The sequence below is a fragment of the Bacillus sp. BS98 genome, assembly GCF_008432245.1.
GTDB classification, from domain to species: domain Bacteria; phylum Bacillota; class Bacilli; order Bacillales; family Bacillaceae_G; genus Bacillus_A; species Bacillus_A toyonensis.
Window position 1 is genome coordinate 17,324 of sequence record NZ_CP043833.1, and the last position, 18,037, is coordinate 35,360.

General features: G+C 31.8%; 17 protein-coding genes. 15 read left to right on the forward strand and 2 right to left on the reverse strand.

Going from position 1 to position 18,037, the window contains the following annotated elements:
• Window positions 1–109: 109 nt before the first annotated feature.
• A complete protein-coding gene (locus F0362_RS30060) occupies window positions 110–952 on the forward strand; it encodes a phospholipase D-like domain-containing protein (RefSeq protein WP_149890223.1) in 843 nt (280 codons plus the stop codon).
• A gap of 866 nt (window positions 953–1,818) precedes the next feature.
• On the opposite strand, the gene F0362_RS30065 is transcribed toward F0362_RS30060, so the two are convergent.
• Window positions 1,819–2,799 (reverse strand): Replicase RepFR55, encoded by a 981-nt coding sequence (locus tag F0362_RS30065; RefSeq protein WP_149890224.1) that lies wholly within the window; start codon window positions 2,797–2,799, stop codon window positions 1,819–1,821.
• A gap of 553 nt (window positions 2,800–3,352) precedes the next feature.
• On the opposite strand from F0362_RS30065, the gene F0362_RS30700 reads away from it, so the two are divergent.
• Window positions 3,353–3,505 (forward strand): hypothetical protein, encoded by a 153-nt coding sequence (locus F0362_RS30700; RefSeq protein ID WP_172624239.1) that lies wholly within the window; start codon window positions 3,353–3,355, stop codon window positions 3,503–3,505.
• Here F0362_RS30700 and F0362_RS30070 read toward each other — a convergent pair.
• Entirely contained in the window at window positions 3,502–4,011 is a 510-nt protein-coding gene (locus F0362_RS30070) for a helix-turn-helix domain-containing protein (RefSeq protein WP_149890225.1), read from the reverse strand. The genes F0362_RS30700 and F0362_RS30070 overlap by 4 nt on opposite strands.
• Before the next feature lie 284 nt (window positions 4,012–4,295).
• Here F0362_RS30070 and F0362_RS30075 point away from each other — a divergent pair, with 284 nt between their 5' ends.
• The 13 genes from F0362_RS30075 to F0362_RS30135 form a co-directional block, all read left to right on the forward strand.
• Window positions 4,296–4,499 carry a helix-turn-helix domain-containing protein gene (locus tag F0362_RS30075; protein WP_087995006.1) on the forward strand — a complete coding sequence of 68 codons (204 nt, stop codon included), beginning with the start codon at window positions 4,296–4,298 and terminating at the stop codon, window positions 4,497–4,499.
• 73 nt (window positions 4,500–4,572) lie between these two features.
• Window positions 4,573–6,375, forward strand: coding sequence for a hypothetical protein (locus F0362_RS30080; protein ID WP_149890226.1), 1,803 nt, complete (start codon window positions 4,573–4,575; stop codon window positions 6,373–6,375).
• 32 nt (window positions 6,376–6,407) lie between these two features.
• Window positions 6,408–6,761, forward strand: a complete 354-nt coding sequence (locus tag F0362_RS30085) for a pilin (RefSeq protein ID WP_149890227.1) — start codon at window positions 6,408–6,410, stop codon at window positions 6,759–6,761.
• Entirely contained in the window at window positions 6,762–7,082 is a 321-nt protein-coding gene (locus F0362_RS30090; protein ID WP_098676166.1) for a hypothetical protein, read from the forward strand.
• A 6-nt stretch (window positions 7,083–7,088) separates the two neighbouring features.
• The gene (locus F0362_RS30095; RefSeq protein WP_253265965.1) at window positions 7,089–7,763 is read left to right on the forward strand and encodes a hypothetical protein; all 675 of its coding nucleotides are present in this window, start codon (window positions 7,089–7,091) and stop codon (window positions 7,761–7,763) included.
• Window positions 7,756–9,576, forward strand: a complete 1,821-nt coding sequence (locus F0362_RS30100) for a VirB4 family type IV secretion system protein (protein WP_149890229.1) — start codon at window positions 7,756–7,758, stop codon at window positions 9,574–9,576. Before F0362_RS30095 ends, F0362_RS30100 begins: the two co-directional genes overlap by 8 nt.
• Complete coding sequence (locus F0362_RS30105) at window positions 9,573–11,783, forward strand: VirD4-like conjugal transfer protein, CD1115 family (protein ID WP_149890230.1); 2,211 nt, start codon at window positions 9,573–9,575, stop codon at window positions 11,781–11,783. The genes F0362_RS30100 and F0362_RS30105 overlap by 4 nt, the downstream gene beginning before the upstream one ends.
• A 2-nt stretch (window positions 11,784–11,785) precedes the next feature.
• The gene (locus F0362_RS30110) at window positions 11,786–12,859 is read left to right on the forward strand and encodes a hypothetical protein (protein ID WP_149890231.1); all 1,074 of its coding nucleotides are present in this window, start codon (window positions 11,786–11,788) and stop codon (window positions 12,857–12,859) included.
• 19 nt (window positions 12,860–12,878) lie between these two features.
• Entirely contained in the window at window positions 12,879–13,775 is an 897-nt protein-coding gene (locus F0362_RS30115) for a conjugal transfer protein TrbL family protein (RefSeq protein WP_098676171.1), read from the forward strand.
• Between the two features lie 15 nt (window positions 13,776–13,790).
• Window positions 13,791–14,858, forward strand: coding sequence for a peptidoglycan DD-metalloendopeptidase family protein (locus F0362_RS30120; RefSeq protein ID WP_149890232.1), 1,068 nt, complete (start codon window positions 13,791–13,793; stop codon window positions 14,856–14,858).
• A gap of 16 nt (window positions 14,859–14,874) precedes the next feature.
• Window positions 14,875–15,438, forward strand: coding sequence for a hypothetical protein (locus F0362_RS30125; protein WP_149890233.1), 564 nt, complete (start codon window positions 14,875–14,877; stop codon window positions 15,436–15,438).
• 137 nt (window positions 15,439–15,575) lie between these two features.
• The gene (locus F0362_RS30130) at window positions 15,576–15,800 is read left to right on the forward strand and encodes a hypothetical protein (protein WP_149890234.1); all 225 of its coding nucleotides are present in this window, start codon (window positions 15,576–15,578) and stop codon (window positions 15,798–15,800) included.
• A partial coding sequence (locus F0362_RS30135) for an ArdC-like ssDNA-binding domain-containing protein (protein ID WP_149890235.1) occupies window positions 15,797–18,037 on the forward strand: 2,241 nt, incomplete at its 3' end. The genes F0362_RS30130 and F0362_RS30135, both read left to right, overlap by 4 nt.

Genomic DNA, 18,037 nt, shown 5'->3' on the forward strand with positions numbered 1-18,037 from the left:
ACCTATAATGTATAAAATTTTACGCATTGCCATTTCCCCCATCATGTATAATAAATTATATAGCGTACTCGGTAATTAGACTTTTAAATAAAGGGCGGGAAAAAGAAACATGATGAAAGAAATCCCATTTCAAGAAGGCAAAGTAATCTTTTTTAAAGAAGCAAATCTATGGAATGATTTGTTAGAAAGATGTAAGAGCGACACAAAAACTATTGATATAGCGACATACAATTTTAATTTTATGAACAAATATGAAAGAAGTTTTTACAAGGAATTGTCAACCCTTGCTAATTTAGGAATTGATGTTAGGTTGCTATATTCAATAATGACATTCTCTAAAGAAGATAAATTAGAAGTCGAGGAAATTTTCAAAAACTTTGTGCTATGTGCCAAACTTACTACCAATCATTCAAAAATTTTTATAACGGATAATTTTGCATATATTGGATCCGCTAATTTTAGTTTTAATAGTAATAAGAATTACGAGTGTGGTGTTATTTTTGATAACAAAGAAATCGTTTCAAAAATACGGGAATTATTCATGGGAGAATTGTTTGAACAAAGTGAGCTTACAAATATCCCTAAATGTTTTGATCCATTTGATTTTTTACCTAGAATATTAAATGTTGTTGAAGTTCTGAGCAAAATAGAAAAAAAAGAAGACTTATGCACTGATAACAATATAGAAAACATAGCGCAATTAAGATACTTAGATGATCTAGAAAAAAATTTAAAAGACTTGGGTCTTCCAGTACCTGTACATTTTGACTGGTGGCAACTTTTCATGCTACTTTCTGAAAAGAAACAAGTACCCGATTTTATGTTTCATAATTTCAAAGAATACCTTTATGCACTATCCTTATATTTGAACAACGTAACACAGTATGTTAACGAACAGTATGAAAGCATTGGAAGAATTGAATTACTGAAGAGAATTAAAGTAATAAAATAAAAAATTGTAGATAAATGTAAGTACTAATTTATTTAAGGAAACATAGCGAAGCTTAGGGAGATCTTTTTAGATCTCCTTTTGTTTTAAGTAGCACTATTTAGGGAAGCATGACGAGGTTCAAAGAGAAATGGGGAGGTTACAAGAATATAAAGCTTTTAAAAGGGCATAGAGCGTTTATGAATGCTTAAAGAGGGTAAAGATGCTCTCTTGGTCTAAAAGAGCGTTTGAAGTGGAAGAGAAGTTCCCACAGGGGATTGTTTTTCACTGTGGGATGTGATTTGAAAAGCAAATAGCAAAGAACTGTCAAAGAAACAGTTGAAAAACTTTGGTTTGTTCAGTGAAGCCCGTTCTTTGGGCCTTACTGAACAGATCTTTACAAAAAATTTTCAACCTTTTGATGGAATTGTATTGGAATAGGGCTTAAACTGGCGAGATTCGGGTGTCCTTGCCAGTTAGAGTCCATTCTAGTGTTTGCTAGATGTTATCTCTACAAACGTTTTTTAAAATTTGTGCTTAAATTTTAATTATAAAAGTAGATTATAAGGTTCTTATTTTTTAAATCTTGTTTTAAATAAATACAATAAATACATTAGGAACTATTTTCCCTTGATTTTTCTTACTGTACCAAGGCTTCTGGAACTTTTTCTAAGTAAATTTCTAAGTAAATTTCTAAGTAAAATCCTAACGGGAAGGGGGAATATTTAGGGATTAAAAGAGTATTTAGATGGGACTTTTAAAGGAAACAATATAATCCGAATTTTATATAATGCATGAAAAATTGAGTTGTATTATTTATAAGCATGACAAAAAGCCCTGTTAATTTATCAATTTTTAAACAAGGCTATCAATCTGTATTTTTTTGAAAATTATTTGGTTTCTTCTAACCAGTTATAGAAAATGAATGGTTGGTTAGATCTCTGTCCTAAATTTACAAATTTCTTGTTTGCTTTATTATTTCTACGTTTTTGATCTAATTTAAGTCTTTTATTATACATTTTCGTAAAGTGAGCCGGATTACTATACTTGGCTTCATTATGTTTAAACCAATTAGCACAAGATTTAAAAATTAAGTATGTATTTTCATCATATGGCGACACCCGATTAGCAATAGCGTAAATATCTTTTTCAGATAGGTAGTTCACTTCACTTTTAAGATGGTGATATGCTTTCCTTTGCCATTCATTTAAATATTCATAAAGTGCTTTATATCTATCATAATAGTGTTTGTCATTTTCTTCATGTGATGATGACTCATCTGTATCTTCAATTATCGGTTCTTCTGGTGTGAAAATGTCTAATCCTGTACAAGTAGAAATCTCACCTTTTTTAAGATCAACAGATTTGTTGTTTTTCTTAGTGATTTTTCTTTTTAAAATATCTGTGAAAGTTGAATAAATATTGATGATATAAGCCCATTTTTCTTTGAAATATTCCACAATCTTTAGGTAATTGTTATGTAAAGTCAAAACATAGATGGAAGGGGCTACTTTACCATGCCTTCTAACTTTGATTTGATGGCACACTTCTAGATCTTCTAAGAATTTAAAAGTATCTATAATTAATGGTTTAGAAATACCCGATTTTTCACTAATATAATCTTGTTTTACTTGAGAATATCCTTCGTGAACAAGAAAAGATAGGACAACTTGTAAAGCTTCATATCTACGAGGTGATTTAAGGTGTTCTTGAGTGGTTTCACCTTCACAATCTAGAAGAATGCTATCAATATCTTTAATTACACTTTGAATTGCACGATTAATAGCACCTTTCTTTTTGGGAAGTTGCTTTATACGAGGACTTAATTCTTCTTTTGCTTTACTGAGTACAAAATTTTGCACTGTTTCCATTGGAAAACCTCCATTTTTTCCCGCCACAAAATATAGGAAAAAAGAGAGGATTATCTTCACTTTTTATTTGCTTCATGATATAATTTCTCTACAAGCAAATAACATATGGAAATAACCCTATCTTTGGGATTTTAAATTGGTTGACAGTTTGCCGACCGATACCAATTTAAAATTGAGTGGTGGGGTTTTTTTGTGTATTCAATTAACTTAAATAGGTTATTTTTTATATTTTTTAACGGTTAGAACGTTGTTTTCAGTAGTTGTACATCTATTTTATAACGATTCGAAACGAATATCAATCACCTAACTGATATTTCTCACCAATAAACTCCCAAAATTAAGTAATCACAATGCGAAATATAACAATTTTTCATTTTTTTGCTTGAAAATCCATTGAAGTATGCTATAATCCATGCACACAAAAACATGCTTTCTGTTTATTCATGGTATGAAAAGTAGTTTTTCTCAATAATAGAAAGAATATTCAGATTTTTTACCGTTCAAAGTGTGAGGGGAACAAAGTCATTCTTATATAAGATTGGGAGGATTATGCATGCTAAAAGAAAATTTCGAGAAGCCACAATATGATTATGATTTTTTTGTATTTCTTCTTTCAAACTGTGAAAATCATAAAGATCTGTATAGAGATCTAAGTGATAAGATTAAAACAGTAAGAAAAGTAGATGATTTAATGAAAAAACTCTAGTCAACACTAGAGTTTTTTATTTCATGCTGGATATAATTTAAGAAGTTTTCAAATTCAGATTGTAGTTTATCATTTTTATACCCCCAAAACTCTAGGTATTCCGTTAGTTCTGATTCAACTATTTCTCTTTTTTTAGGTGGTAATTTTAGCATCTCCTTATAAAGATCTTGTGCCATCATATGAATTTCTTTACTTTTTTCTAGTTCATTTTTCTGTTTAATGAGATCATTTTCTTTTTCTTGAAGTACATTTTTTTGTTCATGTAGTAGTTCCTCTTCATAACTTCTATCTGAATTACCAACTAAGTAATCAGTACTTACATTAAACAGGTGTGCACATATTATTAAAATGTTATAAGGAGGTTCAGCATCTTTATTTTCCCAATTTGAGATAGTAGTCTGTGCTGTAGGTGTACCAGAAAATTCACCTATTTTTTCACCTAATGTTTTCATACTCCAATTACGTTCTGTCCTCAACATTTTTATTCGTTTTCCAAATGTATTCATATTTTATTTCACTCCTAAGCACGTCATCCTATATGTTTTTAATTTATATTATAGATATTTTTGTCTTAATGTTTTTTTAAATAGAAATAGCTTGAATCCTTCTGACATCTATTAATTAATATATCAGAAAAAATAAGTAATGGAAAAAATTAAAAGTTTTTTCTAAAATTAACCGAAAAACGGTTGATTTCATTTTTAAAGTGATGTATTATTGGGTTAAGATAACTCAAACAGGTTAAAGCGTGACAGTTATCTGAAAAAACAACTCAAGGAGGTTAAATGAAGTGCTTTTAAAAAATGAACGTCAATCTAAAGGTATATCTTTAACTGAAATTGCAAAACAAGCAAATATGAAACCGCAAGTACTTTATGCAATAGAAGTAGGAAAGACCGGTGTTAACGCTGAACGGGCAAAAGAAATTGCTGAATTGCTAGATAGACCTGTTGAATACTTTTTTAAACCCACTTATTACAAAATTCGTGAATAACTAAGTATTTTGGTTTACACATTATAACATGAATTTTAACTATATAAGTGAATAATGACATGGGGTGAAACAGTTGTCAAAAAAAACAAAATTAACTAGAACAATAACAGTTTTAGGTAGTGCAACATTGATTCTTTCTTCTATGACTGGATGCTTTGGTAAAAGTGAGACTACATCCAAGAAAAAAAGCAAATCTGAGGATGTATCTAAAGAGAAGAAGGGCGATAAAAAAAACGAAATCGCAAGTGCTATAGATCCAAATGCAGCAATAACAGAACAAGTTGCTGAAATAGTTGAAAAGAATAATGAAGATAAAATTACAACAACAGTGAAAAAAAATCTAACTAACGAGGAACAAAAACAACTTAAAGAGATTCTAGATACAGATGCTAAAAAAGAACTTACACCAACAGTTAAAAGTTATTTGAATGATGAAGAACAGAAACACCTTTTAAATATTTTAGATGAAGGAAACGTACCAAACGTTGTAACACAACCAAATAAACCAAAAGATCCAGTAATTCCAACGCCAATGGATAAACCAACAAACCCAGTAATTCCACCACCAGTAGATTTACCCACAGGTCTAGAAAAACCGAAACCGCCAGTAGACCCACCAACAGATCCAGAAAAACCAAAACCACCAGTAGATCCACCAACAGATCCAGAAAAACCAAAACCACCAGTAGATCCACCAACAGATCCAGAAAAGCCGAAACCGCCAGTAGACCCACCAACAGATCCAGAAAAACCAAAACCACCAACGGATACAGAAGCACCAGTTATTACAGTAAAACCAAATGTAACAGTAAATACCGGTCAAAATCTAAATCCATATGATTTAGTAACTGTTACTGATAATGAAGATACTAATCCGATATTATCTATAACTGGAAGTTACGACACGAGCAAGGCGGGTACTATTTATGTAACTGTAATTGCTATTGATAAATCGGGGAATCGTTCTAGTGCAACTGTTCCTGTTATTGTGGTAGTTCCAAACGAAGGGAAAGATACAGAAGCACCAATTATTACGGTAAAACCAGATGTAACAGTAAATGTTGGTCAAAGTGTATCTGTTAATGATTTAGTAACTGTTACCGATAATGCTGATACTAATCCAGTTGTCAAAATTAGTGGAGATTATGATACAAGTAAAGCTGGAAATATTGAGATAGAAGTTATAGCTGTCGATAGTTCTGGAAATCAAGCAACTGTCAAAGTACCTGTCAAAGTGGTAGATCCAAACGAAGGGAAAGATACAGAAGCACCAATTATTACGGTAAAACCAAATGTAACAGTAAATGTTGGTCAAAGTGTATCTGTCCAAGATTTAGTAACTGTTACTGATAATAAAGATAAAAACCCAATTGTTTCAATGGGAACATACGATACAAGCAAAGCCGGAAATATTGAGATAGAAGTTATAGCTGTCGATAGTTCTGGAAATCAAGCAACTGTCAAAGTACCTGTCAAAGTGGTAGATCCAAACGAAGGGAAAGATACTGAACCACCTGTAGTTACACCGAAATCAAATATAACGGTAAAAGTAGGGCAAAGTTTAAGTGGAGATGACCTTGTTAGTGTAAAAGATAATCAAGATCAAAATCCAGTTATTACTGTTGGAACATACGATACGAGCAAAGCCGGAAATATTGAAATAGAAGTTATGGTTGCTGATAAATCGGGAAATCGTTCAGTAGTAAGAATCCCTGTGAAAATAGTTGAAGATCAAAAACCAGAAGAAAAGCCGAAACCAGAGAATAAACCACAACCAGAGAATAAGCCACAACCAGAGAATAAACCACAACCAGAGAATAAACCACAACCAGAGAATAAACCACAACCAGAGAATAAACCACAACTGAAAAATTGAAATTCAAATAAAAAATTTAAGGGGAGATTTAAATGAAAGATAGATTTAAAAAGTTCATTAGTAGCCCTGTAACATGGCAATATATTGGGGTTTTAGCGGTTCTAATGATTTTTCTTGTTCCAGATATCGCATTTGGTGCGGGTGATGAAGATTCGATTAAACAGAAATTTAAAAGCTTAATTGATGCGGTAACAAGAATACTTTTATATCTCGCTCCATCAGTTGCAATTGCTGTCTTTGCTTGGCTAGGTATTAAAATGTATGTTGCTTCAAACCCATCAGAGAAAGCGGAATATAAAAGTAGTATGTTAAACACTCTTGTTATTACTGCAGTGATCTTCGTAGGTGCTTTAATTGTAAACTTTGTAGTTTCAGCGGTGGCGTAAATGAAACAGGATGAAACGGTATTAATTCCAAAAAACGTTGATGCCAAATTCGAATTAGTACCCAATACAGGTATTGGATGGCGTGAAATGTCTTATTACATCTTTTGTAGTCCAATATTTGTGGGAATATATTTTCTTCCCCTCAATCCCTTCATTCGAATGGGATTGGGGATACTCTTAGGAGTTATGATTACAGCACTAGCCATAATTAAACCAATTAAAGGCTGTCATATGAATGCCGGAAGATACTTGAAATCAGAATTAAGATTTCTTATCAAAAAGGAGAAAAAAAAGAACGTGATCTATTACAAAAAATATTAGGAGGGAATGAATTTGGTTTTTAAAAAAATGAAAGAAAAGAGAAAGCAAATACAACAATTTAAACGCACTCAAGAATTGATTCCTGTACAAAAGTTATTTCATCAAGCAATCCTTACAAAACAAAACATTCTAGTCGGTGGGTTACAAGTAGATAGTCTAAACATTGAATTGATGGGGCATGACGAACGAATAGATGTTAGGGATGAATTTAGTGCTTCTATATCAAGTATGCTTCAAAATATACAAATTAGTGTTCTAGCTGAACCGGTTGATCTTTCAGACATTATTGAGTTTCAAAAGAAAAAAGTTGCTCAAGAATCAGTAGCAACTCGACAACTGTTGAGAAGTGGATATATTCGTTACTTAGAAGAATCTTCTCAACAACAAAACACACTAAAGAAAGAAAGATATATTTTTTTAGCTGAAAAAGTGAATGACATCAATAATGAAAAACACATTTATGATCAATTAGATATCTTAATGGAGAAGTTAGATACATTAAAAGCGGGCTTGTATTCTTTATCGGAAGATGGTTTTGAGGCAAATATACTAAACGCCAATGATATTATTCAAGTTTACCAAGTTCATTTCAATAATTATCAAGCTAGGATTAACCGATTCAAGTCGGTTGCTCCAATCCTTGTAACTACAAATGATAAGGAAGTGAATGCTAATGTTTAAAAAGAAAAATAAACAAAAAGAAAAAGAAAAAGCATTTGAATTATTTTCAATCTATGACCAGATAGCTCCTTCTATTTTTGAAGAAGAGCGTGATTATATTCAAGTAGGCGAAGGATTAGAACGAACATTATGTATTACAGATTATCCTTCTATAGCTGAAATGGGCTGGTTGTCAAAACTATATCGTCTAGAAGGAAATATCTCGTTCACTTTTCATATAGAACCAACCTCATCAAGTGAGATGATAAAGCACTTAAGTGGATCAATTCAAGAATTAGAATCTCGATTAGTATCTGGAAGACTAACCCCGGAAATGCAACAACGTGCTAACTTTGAGAAAGAAAGTGCTGAGGAATTGTTAAAGAAATTAATTTCTAATGATTCGGGCGGTATGATTTATGTCCACTTTTTAATTCGTATATACGCTGAAACATTAGACGAACTTAATAAATTAACTAATCGAGTGAAAAATACTTTAGCAACAAAAAATTTACATGGCTATATACCTACTTCTCGTATGCAAGATGCTTTCTTTTCTCATTTACCAACACTAGATCATCGTCTAGATGATTATACAAGGAGGAACATGGACTCAAAGGCGTTTGCAACTATGTTTCCTTTTGATGAAACGGAATTATTTGCTAAAGATGGTGTCGCAATTGGAAAAAATGTAAAAACAAAATCTTTAATTCAGATAAACAAATGGGAACTTTCAAATCGAAATGGGGTAATTCTAGGACAGTCTGGATATGGAAAAACAGTAACAGCTAAAACGTTTTTACTTCGTGATTATATGGATGGGATTCGGATTTTTATTATTGATCCAGAGGACGAATATTCAGATATGGTTAGGTGGCTTGATGGAGAAGTAATTGAGTTATCAAATACAACAGATACAATTATTAATCCTCTACAGGTATTCTTTGAGCGTGATGAAGAAGGGGGAAGCCCATTACTTCAACACGTAGAACGATTAAAAGTGTTTTTTAAATTAATGCGTCCGACAATGACAATTGATGAACTAGCTATACTAGATAGTTACTTAATGGAATTGTATGCTTCGGAAAAATTCAATATTAATTTCAAAACAAATTTCTTTAACTTAGAACCAAAAGATTATCCTACTCTGGGTGATTTATATGAATATATCATGAAAAAAATAAAAGAAGATGAAACACAATTAGAAATGTTCTCTTATGTTTTAAAGCAATATGTTGAGGGTGCGAATAAGATGATTTTCAATGGTCCTACAAATGTTAACCTAGATAGCAACATCATTTCTTTCAATATTAAAAAATTAGGTGTAGGTTCACAATTACAGGTGTGTGCAATGTATAACGCTATCACATTTTTATGGGATGAGATTACAAAAGATAAGGAGAAAAAATCATTGTTTTTAGATGAAGTTCACGTTCTTGCTGATCCAAATACTCCACAGTCAATGGAACTGGTTTATCAGATTTATAAACGTATTCGTAAATATGGTGGTGGGGCTTGGAGTGCAACACAGCAAGTTGAAGATTTCTTAAATGCAACGGATGGACAACGGAATTATGGTGGAGCGGTTATTGAAAATAGTCTTATGAAAATGCTTCTTCCACTAGAGGGTAAATCATTAAATGATTTGGTGACAAAAGCACAAATAAAGCTTTCAGATGAAGAGTTAAAGATCTTAAAGCCACGTAAAAAAAATAAGGGTCAAGGGTTGTTCTTATATGCTGATAAACGAGTCCATCTTCAAATTGAACCGACTGAAACAGAATGGGAGTTCATCGGGGGTAAACCAGAAGTTAAGGAAGGTATAAGTGTATGAGTCAAAATTTCAAAAAAATGATAGTTGTTACAGGTGTTCTGGCTCTCTTTATTTTGATTTTAGACTATATTAGTGCGGTTGCCTTGCGAATGTTGTTTTTTCTCTTACAAAACAAAGATGAGATAGTAAATATGCCCGATGGTCAAATTACCAATACCTTTATAGAGTATTTAACTAACCCTTTAACAACAATTAGTTACGCTATGAATGAACAATTGTATATAGTGTTACAACTTTTATTTATAGCTTTATTTTTATACGGTGCTTTCCGTACTTATCGAAAGCTACGCTCTCACAAGTTAGAAGATGCAAGTGTATATGGAGCATTTGGTACAACACGTTTTGCGGAAGAAGATGAAGTGTTTGATAAGAAGGGAGAAATCACAAATAACATAAGCGAAGATGGAACTCTTTTAGGAAGATTTAATAATAAGTTCATCGTAAAAAAAGAAAAGGGTAGGTTAAACAACAATGTTTTTGCTGTAGGAGGTTCTGGATCTGGTAAAACTCAAGCATATATACTCCCTAATATTTTAAATACAGTTAAAAAATCAATAGTGGTAACAGATCCCAAAGCTGAATTATATGAATTGACTTCTAAACAAAAAAAAGAACAAGGGTATGAGGTTCGTTTAATCAACTTTTCAAATATGAAGATTTCAGACTACTACAGTCCATTAACTTATTCAAGAGAGGAACAAGATGCTGAAAAGTTCGCAACAACACTTATTATGGCGGGGGTTGAAAAAGGGAAAACACTTGATTTTTGGGAGGAACAAGCAATCTCATTAATCACAGCGGGAATCATATATATACAAGAGAAATATCAAGAAAAATCACCAGATGTATATACAATGGCAAGTGTTTACACTTTATTAACTGAACCGAACGAAGAAGAAATAAAAAAACTATTTGCGGATCTCCCACAAGATTCATCAGCGAAAATTGCATTTGCAAGTGTGAAAAATGCGGCAGGAAAAACTTGGTCTGGAATTGTGAGTCATGCAAATAGAGCGTTGAAATTGTGGAAACTAAAAACAGTTCGTGAATTTACATCACAAAGTCAGTTTGAGTTAAGCGATCTAGGGAAACGAAAAATTGCATTATATGTAGTTATTCCTGTAGCTGATTCTACTTACAGATCTTTAATTAATACATTCTTTAGCCAATTGTTTCAAGAATTATATGCTTATGCTGATACAAACCACAACAAATTAGATGTAAACGTAAAAATATTATTAGATGAATTTGCTAATATCGGAAAAATTCCTAACTTTGCGGAACGCCTTTCTACAACAAGATCTTATGGTATTGAGGTTTCGGTTATTGCACAATCCATTGGTCAGATTAATGACCGTTACGGAAAAGAACAAACAGACGAGATCATTGGTAACTGTGACATGTTTGTATTCTTAGGAACAAATGCAACAGCAACAGCAAAAGAAGTAAGTGAAAAGATAGGAGTAACAACAAAGAGAATGCGAAATGAAAGTCATAATCTTGAACAATGGGATAATGGGCAACACTCATATAGCTATATTTCAAGGGCATTAATGACACCAGATGAATTACTCCGATTACCAAAAGATGAATGTATTATCTCTTTAAATGGCATGTTTCCAATAAGGGCGGAAAAAGCTTGGGCATATAAATATCTAACCGATTCTTATAACCCGAATCATAAAGAACCGTTAGGATGGCATTTAGAAGAACAAAAGAAAGTTGATAAGGTAAAAAAAGAAGTAGTAGTCTCTTTAGAAAAGACAGAAGAAAATGAAGAATCAGATAAAGAAAAAGTAACAAAGTTAGATACAAAGGTCGAAATAATTGAAGAATCGGAAGAACAACTTCCAGAGGATTTCCTTCTAACATTATTTGTAGATCAACATGAGATGAAAATTGAACCAATTGATATTGAAAAAGATGGGGATCGGGTATATGTGAAATACGAATTGTATTTTAAAGATCCTAAAAATGGTTTGCTAACTATGACACAAGAACAATTTGAAATTAAAGATTTTGAAGCTGATATACCATTAGATCCTTATAAAGAGGGTGAATGTTACTATTTGGAATTACATGCATTACAGTCTTTAGAATTTACAATCTCGTATAGAGAAAAAAGAAATGATCTTGATATCCATGAAGAAATTCGAAAAAAACAAAAAGATGAACTGAAAAAGAAAAAAGCTTCTGGAGGTGTTTAATAGTGTCAACAATCATATTTGCGGATGGAACGCTAGAAGAAACAACGAATGAGTTCATTTATAGATATACAAAGTCATTATTAAAAACTGAATTAGATTTAGTGAAAATTAAAAGTGCAAACGATACAGAAGATGCATATTATTGTAGTTTTGCTGACGTTGTTCGAAATGATGTGGTTTTACGATATGAGAAAGAAAGGGAATATTCAACTCTTTCTTTCTTACGAAACATAAATGATTTGAAAATGAAACGTGTTGTAGCAATAGAGATTGTAAAAATCTTTGAAGCTTATGAGCACAGTGAATTTCGTATCTTACCTGTTCCAGAAAATTTCTATTTTAACAATGAGGGGAAAGTTAAATTTTTATATAAAGCAACTGAGAACATGCCAATAACTGGATTTGATAGAAACGATATGTTATCTCATGTAATTCGTCTTTTAGAATACGTTTTTTCAAATAAAAACTTCAAAGAATTGATTAAGGGTCGCTTTGATTCTAAAGATTCATTGATTCAAAGCATACAAGGAGTAACTTCATATGAACAGTTACTAAATGTATTAGAAGATCGTCAAGAAGTTCGAAAAATGGTGAATGTTGAACCTACAAAAACAAAACAAGAAGCAAAGAAAGAAGTCGCAAGCGCAACAGAAAAAACAGAAAGAACACCAAAGGCAAAAAATAAAAAAGAAAGAAAAAGCATGAACTTAAACTTTAATAAAAAGTTGGTACTTGGTTTATCTAGTCTATTAGCACTTTCTATTGCTACGAATGGATATTTTATAACAGTTAAGGAAGTAAAGCCTAGAATGGTAGAAGCTAAACAAAGCAAATATGAATTAATTGAAAAAGAGAATGAGTTACTCAAAAAAAAGGCTAGTAATAATTCTTCTGAAATAAAAGCAACTGAAAAACAACTTAGTAACAGTCAAGAACAATTAAAAAAATCTAAAGAAGAACTTGAGAAGAAAGATGCTGAATTAAAAGAAGTGATAAAACAGTTAAAAGTTGTTATTGAACAAAACAAACAATTGAATGAAAAAGTAAAAACTCAAACACAAATGCCTAATTTATAGGAAGAGAGGGGAATGAAAAATGTGGGATAAAATAAAAGGTTTTTTTACAACCGTAACTAATCCAATTGAAGCCTTTATGTCATGGATTGTAGAAAGTTGTGTTCAACTTATTTCTTATATTTTGGGTAATATTATTCAAGCAACGAAGATTGATGAAAATTTTCAACAGGTCGAAGTTATAAGTAATACATTTAATTGGGTTCGATTTGGTGTTTATGGATTAATTGGTAGCATTTTTATATACGCCTTGTTTAAACAATATCTTGCTGTTTCAACTGGGGCGGTTGAATATAGATCTCCACAAGCAATAATTGGTGATACGTTTAGATTTGTATTTCGGATATTGTTATTGCCACTCTTTATTGACATCATGATAAAAATTAATGGAGTTTGGGTGGATTTTATAACAAAAAAAGGTTTAGTAGTTGATAAGTTTTTAAAGTTAATTGGATTAGATAAAGCTAGTGCGGATAGTAAGAGTGTGCTAGAAAAAATCGGTAATGTCTATAAAGTAGAAGCAACTGTTATTGTATCGGTATTCGTAGTCTTGATGTTAGCTATTGTATTCATTGCTTTATTCTTCCAATTAGTAGTAAGAATGGGGCAAATTGTAATGGGTTATATATTAATTCCTGTAGTTGCAATGTCGGCTCTTAATCAGAATTTAGATTTATACGATTCATGGTGGCGTGAAATGCTTGCAATCATTTTTACACAAGCACTACAAGTCACTGGACTTTATCTAGGGTTAAACGTACTCCTAAGTGGTCATTTCATCTTTGGAACGGGGATTTTAGTTTCTACAATTACAGCACCAAGTTTCTTAAAGAATTTAACGTATTCAACAGGAACAGGTTCTGGTATGGGTTCTATGTTAAAAATGGTTGTTCGTCAAAAAGTTATGAAAAAAATGTAAAGGGAGGGAAGAGAAATGGGAGTAAGTACAGCAATATGGGCTGTTCGAAATTGGAAACCTATACTCATATCTGGATTAGTAGGAACGGCAATGGTTTTCACCCTACTTAGTGGGGGGGAGGTGAAAAAAGAAACTAATACCGGTGGTGAGGGAGTATTATTCTGTAAGGCAAAGGGGCAAGAAATTGGTGTAAATGAATTAAATATCAGTTTGCAAAGTGAAGGGGCTTTTTCTGGAAAAGGGCAAGCGTTTTTAGATGCCGGAAAAAAATATGGAGTAGATCCAGTTTTAGCGGGTGCAATTGCCATACATGAGACAGGTCATGGAACTAGTAACGCTGTTAGAAATAAAAATAATCCAGGGGGCTTAATGGATCCCTCTACTGGGTGGGCTACACTTCAAGTTTTTCCAACACTAGATGCTGGAATTGATGCGATGATAAGAAACCTCTTTCGAAATTATATTAGTAAAGGTCTTACTACACCACAATTAATCGGTCCAAAATATGCTCCAATTGGTGCGGCAAACGATCCGGGAAGTTTAAATAGATTTTGGATTCCTACGGTTACAAAAAACATTCAAAAACTAGGTGGAATGTCTTATGAATGTTCACAACAAGGTGGCGGTGGTTCAACAGGTGGGGGAACTGTTTCAGCAAGTGGATATGTTAATCCTATAGCCGGAAATCCGAAAATTACAAGTAATTTTGGGCATCGTATTTTAGGGGGAAGATCAGAATTTCATAAAGGATTAGACTTAGGGTGTCAAGATGGTGTAACACCAATACTTGCATCAAAAGACGGGAAAGTAGCTAAATCCTTTTTCGGAGTGAGTGGTTCAGGTTTTGGGGGCTATGGGAATGTTGTGGTAATAGATCATGGAGGGGGAACGTGGACTTTATATGGTCATATGTCAAAGTTAATGGTTACAGAAGGGCAAACAATAGGAAAAGGGCAACCAGTTGGAACTTGTGGGAAAACAGGGCAAGTTACCGGTCCTCATCTACACTTTGAAGTGAAAAATCAATTAGTTGGTGGGCAACAAGATCCATTACCTTTAATTCCTTTAGGTGGTGGAAAATAAAGAAAGGGGATTTAATATGAATAGACTAGTTTGTATTGGAATTAGTATCGTTTTATTAATTGGATTGGGTGTATCACTCTCATTTAATTACAGTCAGTCTCAAAAAAATAATGCACTAGAAGAAAAAATTAAAGTGTTAAGTGAACAGGATGTAGCTACAGCTATTGCGACAGAATTTGTAAATTTATCTTTTCAAGGGGAAATCAGCAAAGAAAATCAAAGGAGAATAAGAGAGATAACGACTAGTAAATTGCAAGATGTTTTATTTGAAAAAAACGATAATCATGAACATTTAGAGGATGAAGAAATATCAGAAACGCCAAAAATAGACCAAACATTTTTTAATCGAATTAGTGACAAAAAAGCAAATGTTAACTTTAAAGTAACACTCCTTTTTAAAGGGAAAGATGTTCAAACAGCAACTAAAATAGATGTTAACACAGAGTTAATTAAAGAAAAAAACAAATGGAAAGTTGATGTTTCAAAAATTAGTTATCAAGGGCAACAAAATACAGATCCACAACAAGATCCTCATAAACCACAACCAGAGCCACAAGTAAATGAACAAAATTCACAATAAGGTTCATTGAAAGGTGGCCTACCTGTTTTTTTAGGTAGCTACCTTTCAATGAATTTACCTATTTTAATAACAACAACTATGTTTGAAAAAACGTAAATAGTTGATGTTATAGATATATTACGAAAGGGAGATGCAAGGTGAGTGAATGGTTTTTTAGTAAAGATACTACATTAGCTAAGGTTTTATCATTTAATGAAACAGTACTTATTGCTCAAAGATTGGACACAAAAGACGAGGTAACAATTACATTGAAAGAAGGTGATTTTGAAGATTTAAGAAATATTTTGGATCTTGAGGAAGGGCATTTTATTTCGTTAAATAAGAATAATCAAATTGTTGATGAAGATGGTGATGTACTATGAGTGCCAAATTCAAAAAAGCTACAAGTGATAAAAGTGAAGAGGTAAGTAAGTTAATAGATGATATGCAAGTTGAATTCAAAAAAGCATTTTCAACTAAAGAGGATTATAAAGAATTGCTAAAATTTATGTCTCGATTTCATAATTATTCTTTTTCAAATTCATTATTAATTCAAAGACAATTTCAAGGTGCTCAAGCGGTAGCTAGTTTTAAAGATTTTAAAAAAGCTGGATTTGGCGTAAAAAAAGGGGAAAAAGGTATTAAAGTTCTTGTTCCATATCAACATAAGCCCGCATACTTCAAAGATAATAAATGGATTCCTCTTGAAAAAGCAAGTGAGAAAGATCAAGCAAAGGTTAAAGAAGGTGCATTTCGAACGAGAAAAGCCTTTACAACATTTGGGGTAGGGCATGTATTTGATATTTCACAAACAAATGTAAAAACTAATGATTTACCCAAAGTATTTCCTAACAAGTGGATTGAAGGAAATGTTGCTAATTATGAAAAGTTTAGAGAGGCGTTAGCTGGAATTGCAAAAACATACAATATTGAAATGATTGATCCACCACAAGAATTAGGTGTAGCAAAAGGGGCGTATTATCCTAGTTTACATGCTGTCTCTTTGAATCCTAGAAATAGTGAATTACAGAATGTGAAAACGTTAATACATGAATTGGCTCATGCGAGATTACATCAAAATTCATCATTATCTACACCAGAAAAAGAGTTTCAAGCTGAAAGTGTAGCATATAGTGTCTGTTCTTATTTTGGTCTAGATACATCGGAATACTCTTTAGCTTATTTGAATCATTGGACAGGTGGAAAAGACTTAGAAAACCAAAAAGAATTAATTAAAGATGTTAGAACTACATGTATTGATTTTATACAAAAGATTGAAGAAAAAGTATTAGAAGAAGTGAAAGAAATTAAAAATGAATCAGTAAAAACAGTAGAGAATTTGAGTATAGATGAACAAAGCGAAAAAGAAGACAGTTCTTTAGTAAAGAACGCATCATTAGGTCTAATTATTGTAGGTTCTTTAAGAGAAACAAAAAGTGAATTAGATTATAATTCACCTGTATTTGTAAAGGATTCTAATGTGAAATTTGATCTATTCGATTCACACTTAAAAATTACAAATTTAGATAATGCTTATTTAAACAAAAAGATGAGTGAAACAGTGATTCTTGCTGATTCAAGTTTTAAATTTGGTGAATTTAAAGAATATGTAAACGAAAAATTAGGGGGAACAAACAATTTACAAAGCTTTTTTGAATCTGTAAAAGAACGAGTCAAAATTGAAGAAAGAGAAATTAAAGCTTTTACACATTTACATCCTACAGAATTATATGAGGGGAAAATTAACTTAGCTAAAGATAATTTAAATCGTTTAGATATAAAAAAATTAATTGCTTCTGGAAAAGTAGAAATTGAAGGATTAACTAAAAATGAAGCATTTGAGCATTTAAATAATTCTATTGGTAAACCAGAAATTAATTCAGAAAAAAGTATTCAAGTAAATTTATCAAATATAGTCATGAAAATCCATATAATTGATGAAACCCTTCAACAACAACTTTCTAATCGTTTGAATAAAGATATAAAAGTAGATCTAAATGAGGATTTAACAAAAATAGAGGTGGGGATGGTCACACAGACGTTACATGAAAGAAGAGAAGCGTTAGTAAATGATAAAACCGAACCTCTTACATTTCAAAAGTTAAATAACCTTATTGCGGAACGAGAAGTAATAGATACATTAATTGAGAAGCCACTGGAACAACAAAAAATCAATACAGAACAATTAAATATAATTAGTAACGCTTTGGAACAAAAAATGATAAATGAAGAAAATCCGGCTTTATATTCAAAGATGGAAATGATTGAAGAAAAGTTTACAAATGTAGAAGATCGTTTGAATAAAGATCAAAAATTTCATAGTTTAATCAATGGTTACAAAGATCAAGAAATGATTTTAAAAGCCTTAGAACAATACATTGTAAATAATCATCCTAACGTACATTGTGTAGAAAGAATAAATAGTGAACAGTTTGTAACTAAAGTAGAACACCTTTCGGAAACATTGTTAATTAATAATCACAGTTCAATCCAAGAAACTGTATCAAGTTTGAAAACTGTTTGTGAAGAAATCCAAGATGATAAGCAAGTAGAACGTCTTAGAGAGTATTTAGAGAAAGAAATTGAAAATGAAAAAACAGAGTATATAGAAATTGAAACT

Excerpts from the sequence above, each read along its gene's own strand:
- F0362_RS30060 (WP_149890223.1), top strand. The coding sequence starts at position 110 with ATGATGAAAGAAATCCCATTTCAAGAAGGCAAAGTAATCTTTTTTAAA.
- F0362_RS30065 (WP_149890224.1), bottom strand. The coding sequence starts at position 2,799 with ATGGAAACAGTGCAAAATTTTGTACTCAGTAAAGCAAAAGAAGAATTA.
- F0362_RS30700 (WP_172624239.1), top strand. The coding sequence starts at position 3,353 with ATGCTAAAAGAAAATTTCGAGAAGCCACAATATGATTATGATTTTTTT.
- F0362_RS30070 (WP_149890225.1), bottom strand. The coding sequence starts at position 4,011 with ATGAATACATTTGGAAAACGAATAAAAATGTTGAGGACAGAACGTAAT.
- F0362_RS30085 (WP_149890227.1), top strand. The coding sequence starts at position 6,408 with ATGAAAGATAGATTTAAAAAGTTCATTAGTAGCCCTGTAACATGGCAA.
- F0362_RS30090 (WP_098676166.1), top strand. The coding sequence starts at position 6,762 with ATGAAACAGGATGAAACGGTATTAATTCCAAAAAACGTTGATGCCAAA.
- F0362_RS30095 (WP_253265965.1), top strand. The coding sequence starts at position 7,089 with ATGAATTTGGTTTTTAAAAAAATGAAAGAAAAGAGAAAGCAAATACAA.
- F0362_RS30100 (WP_149890229.1), top strand. The coding sequence starts at position 7,756 with ATGTTTAAAAAGAAAAATAAACAAAAAGAAAAAGAAAAAGCATTTGAA.
- F0362_RS30105 (WP_149890230.1), top strand. The coding sequence starts at position 9,573 with ATGAGTCAAAATTTCAAAAAAATGATAGTTGTTACAGGTGTTCTGGCT.
- F0362_RS30115 (WP_098676171.1), top strand. The coding sequence starts at position 12,879 with ATGTGGGATAAAATAAAAGGTTTTTTTACAACCGTAACTAATCCAATT.
- F0362_RS30120 (WP_149890232.1), top strand. The coding sequence starts at position 13,791 with ATGGGAGTAAGTACAGCAATATGGGCTGTTCGAAATTGGAAACCTATA.
- F0362_RS30125 (WP_149890233.1), top strand. The coding sequence starts at position 14,875 with ATGAATAGACTAGTTTGTATTGGAATTAGTATCGTTTTATTAATTGGA.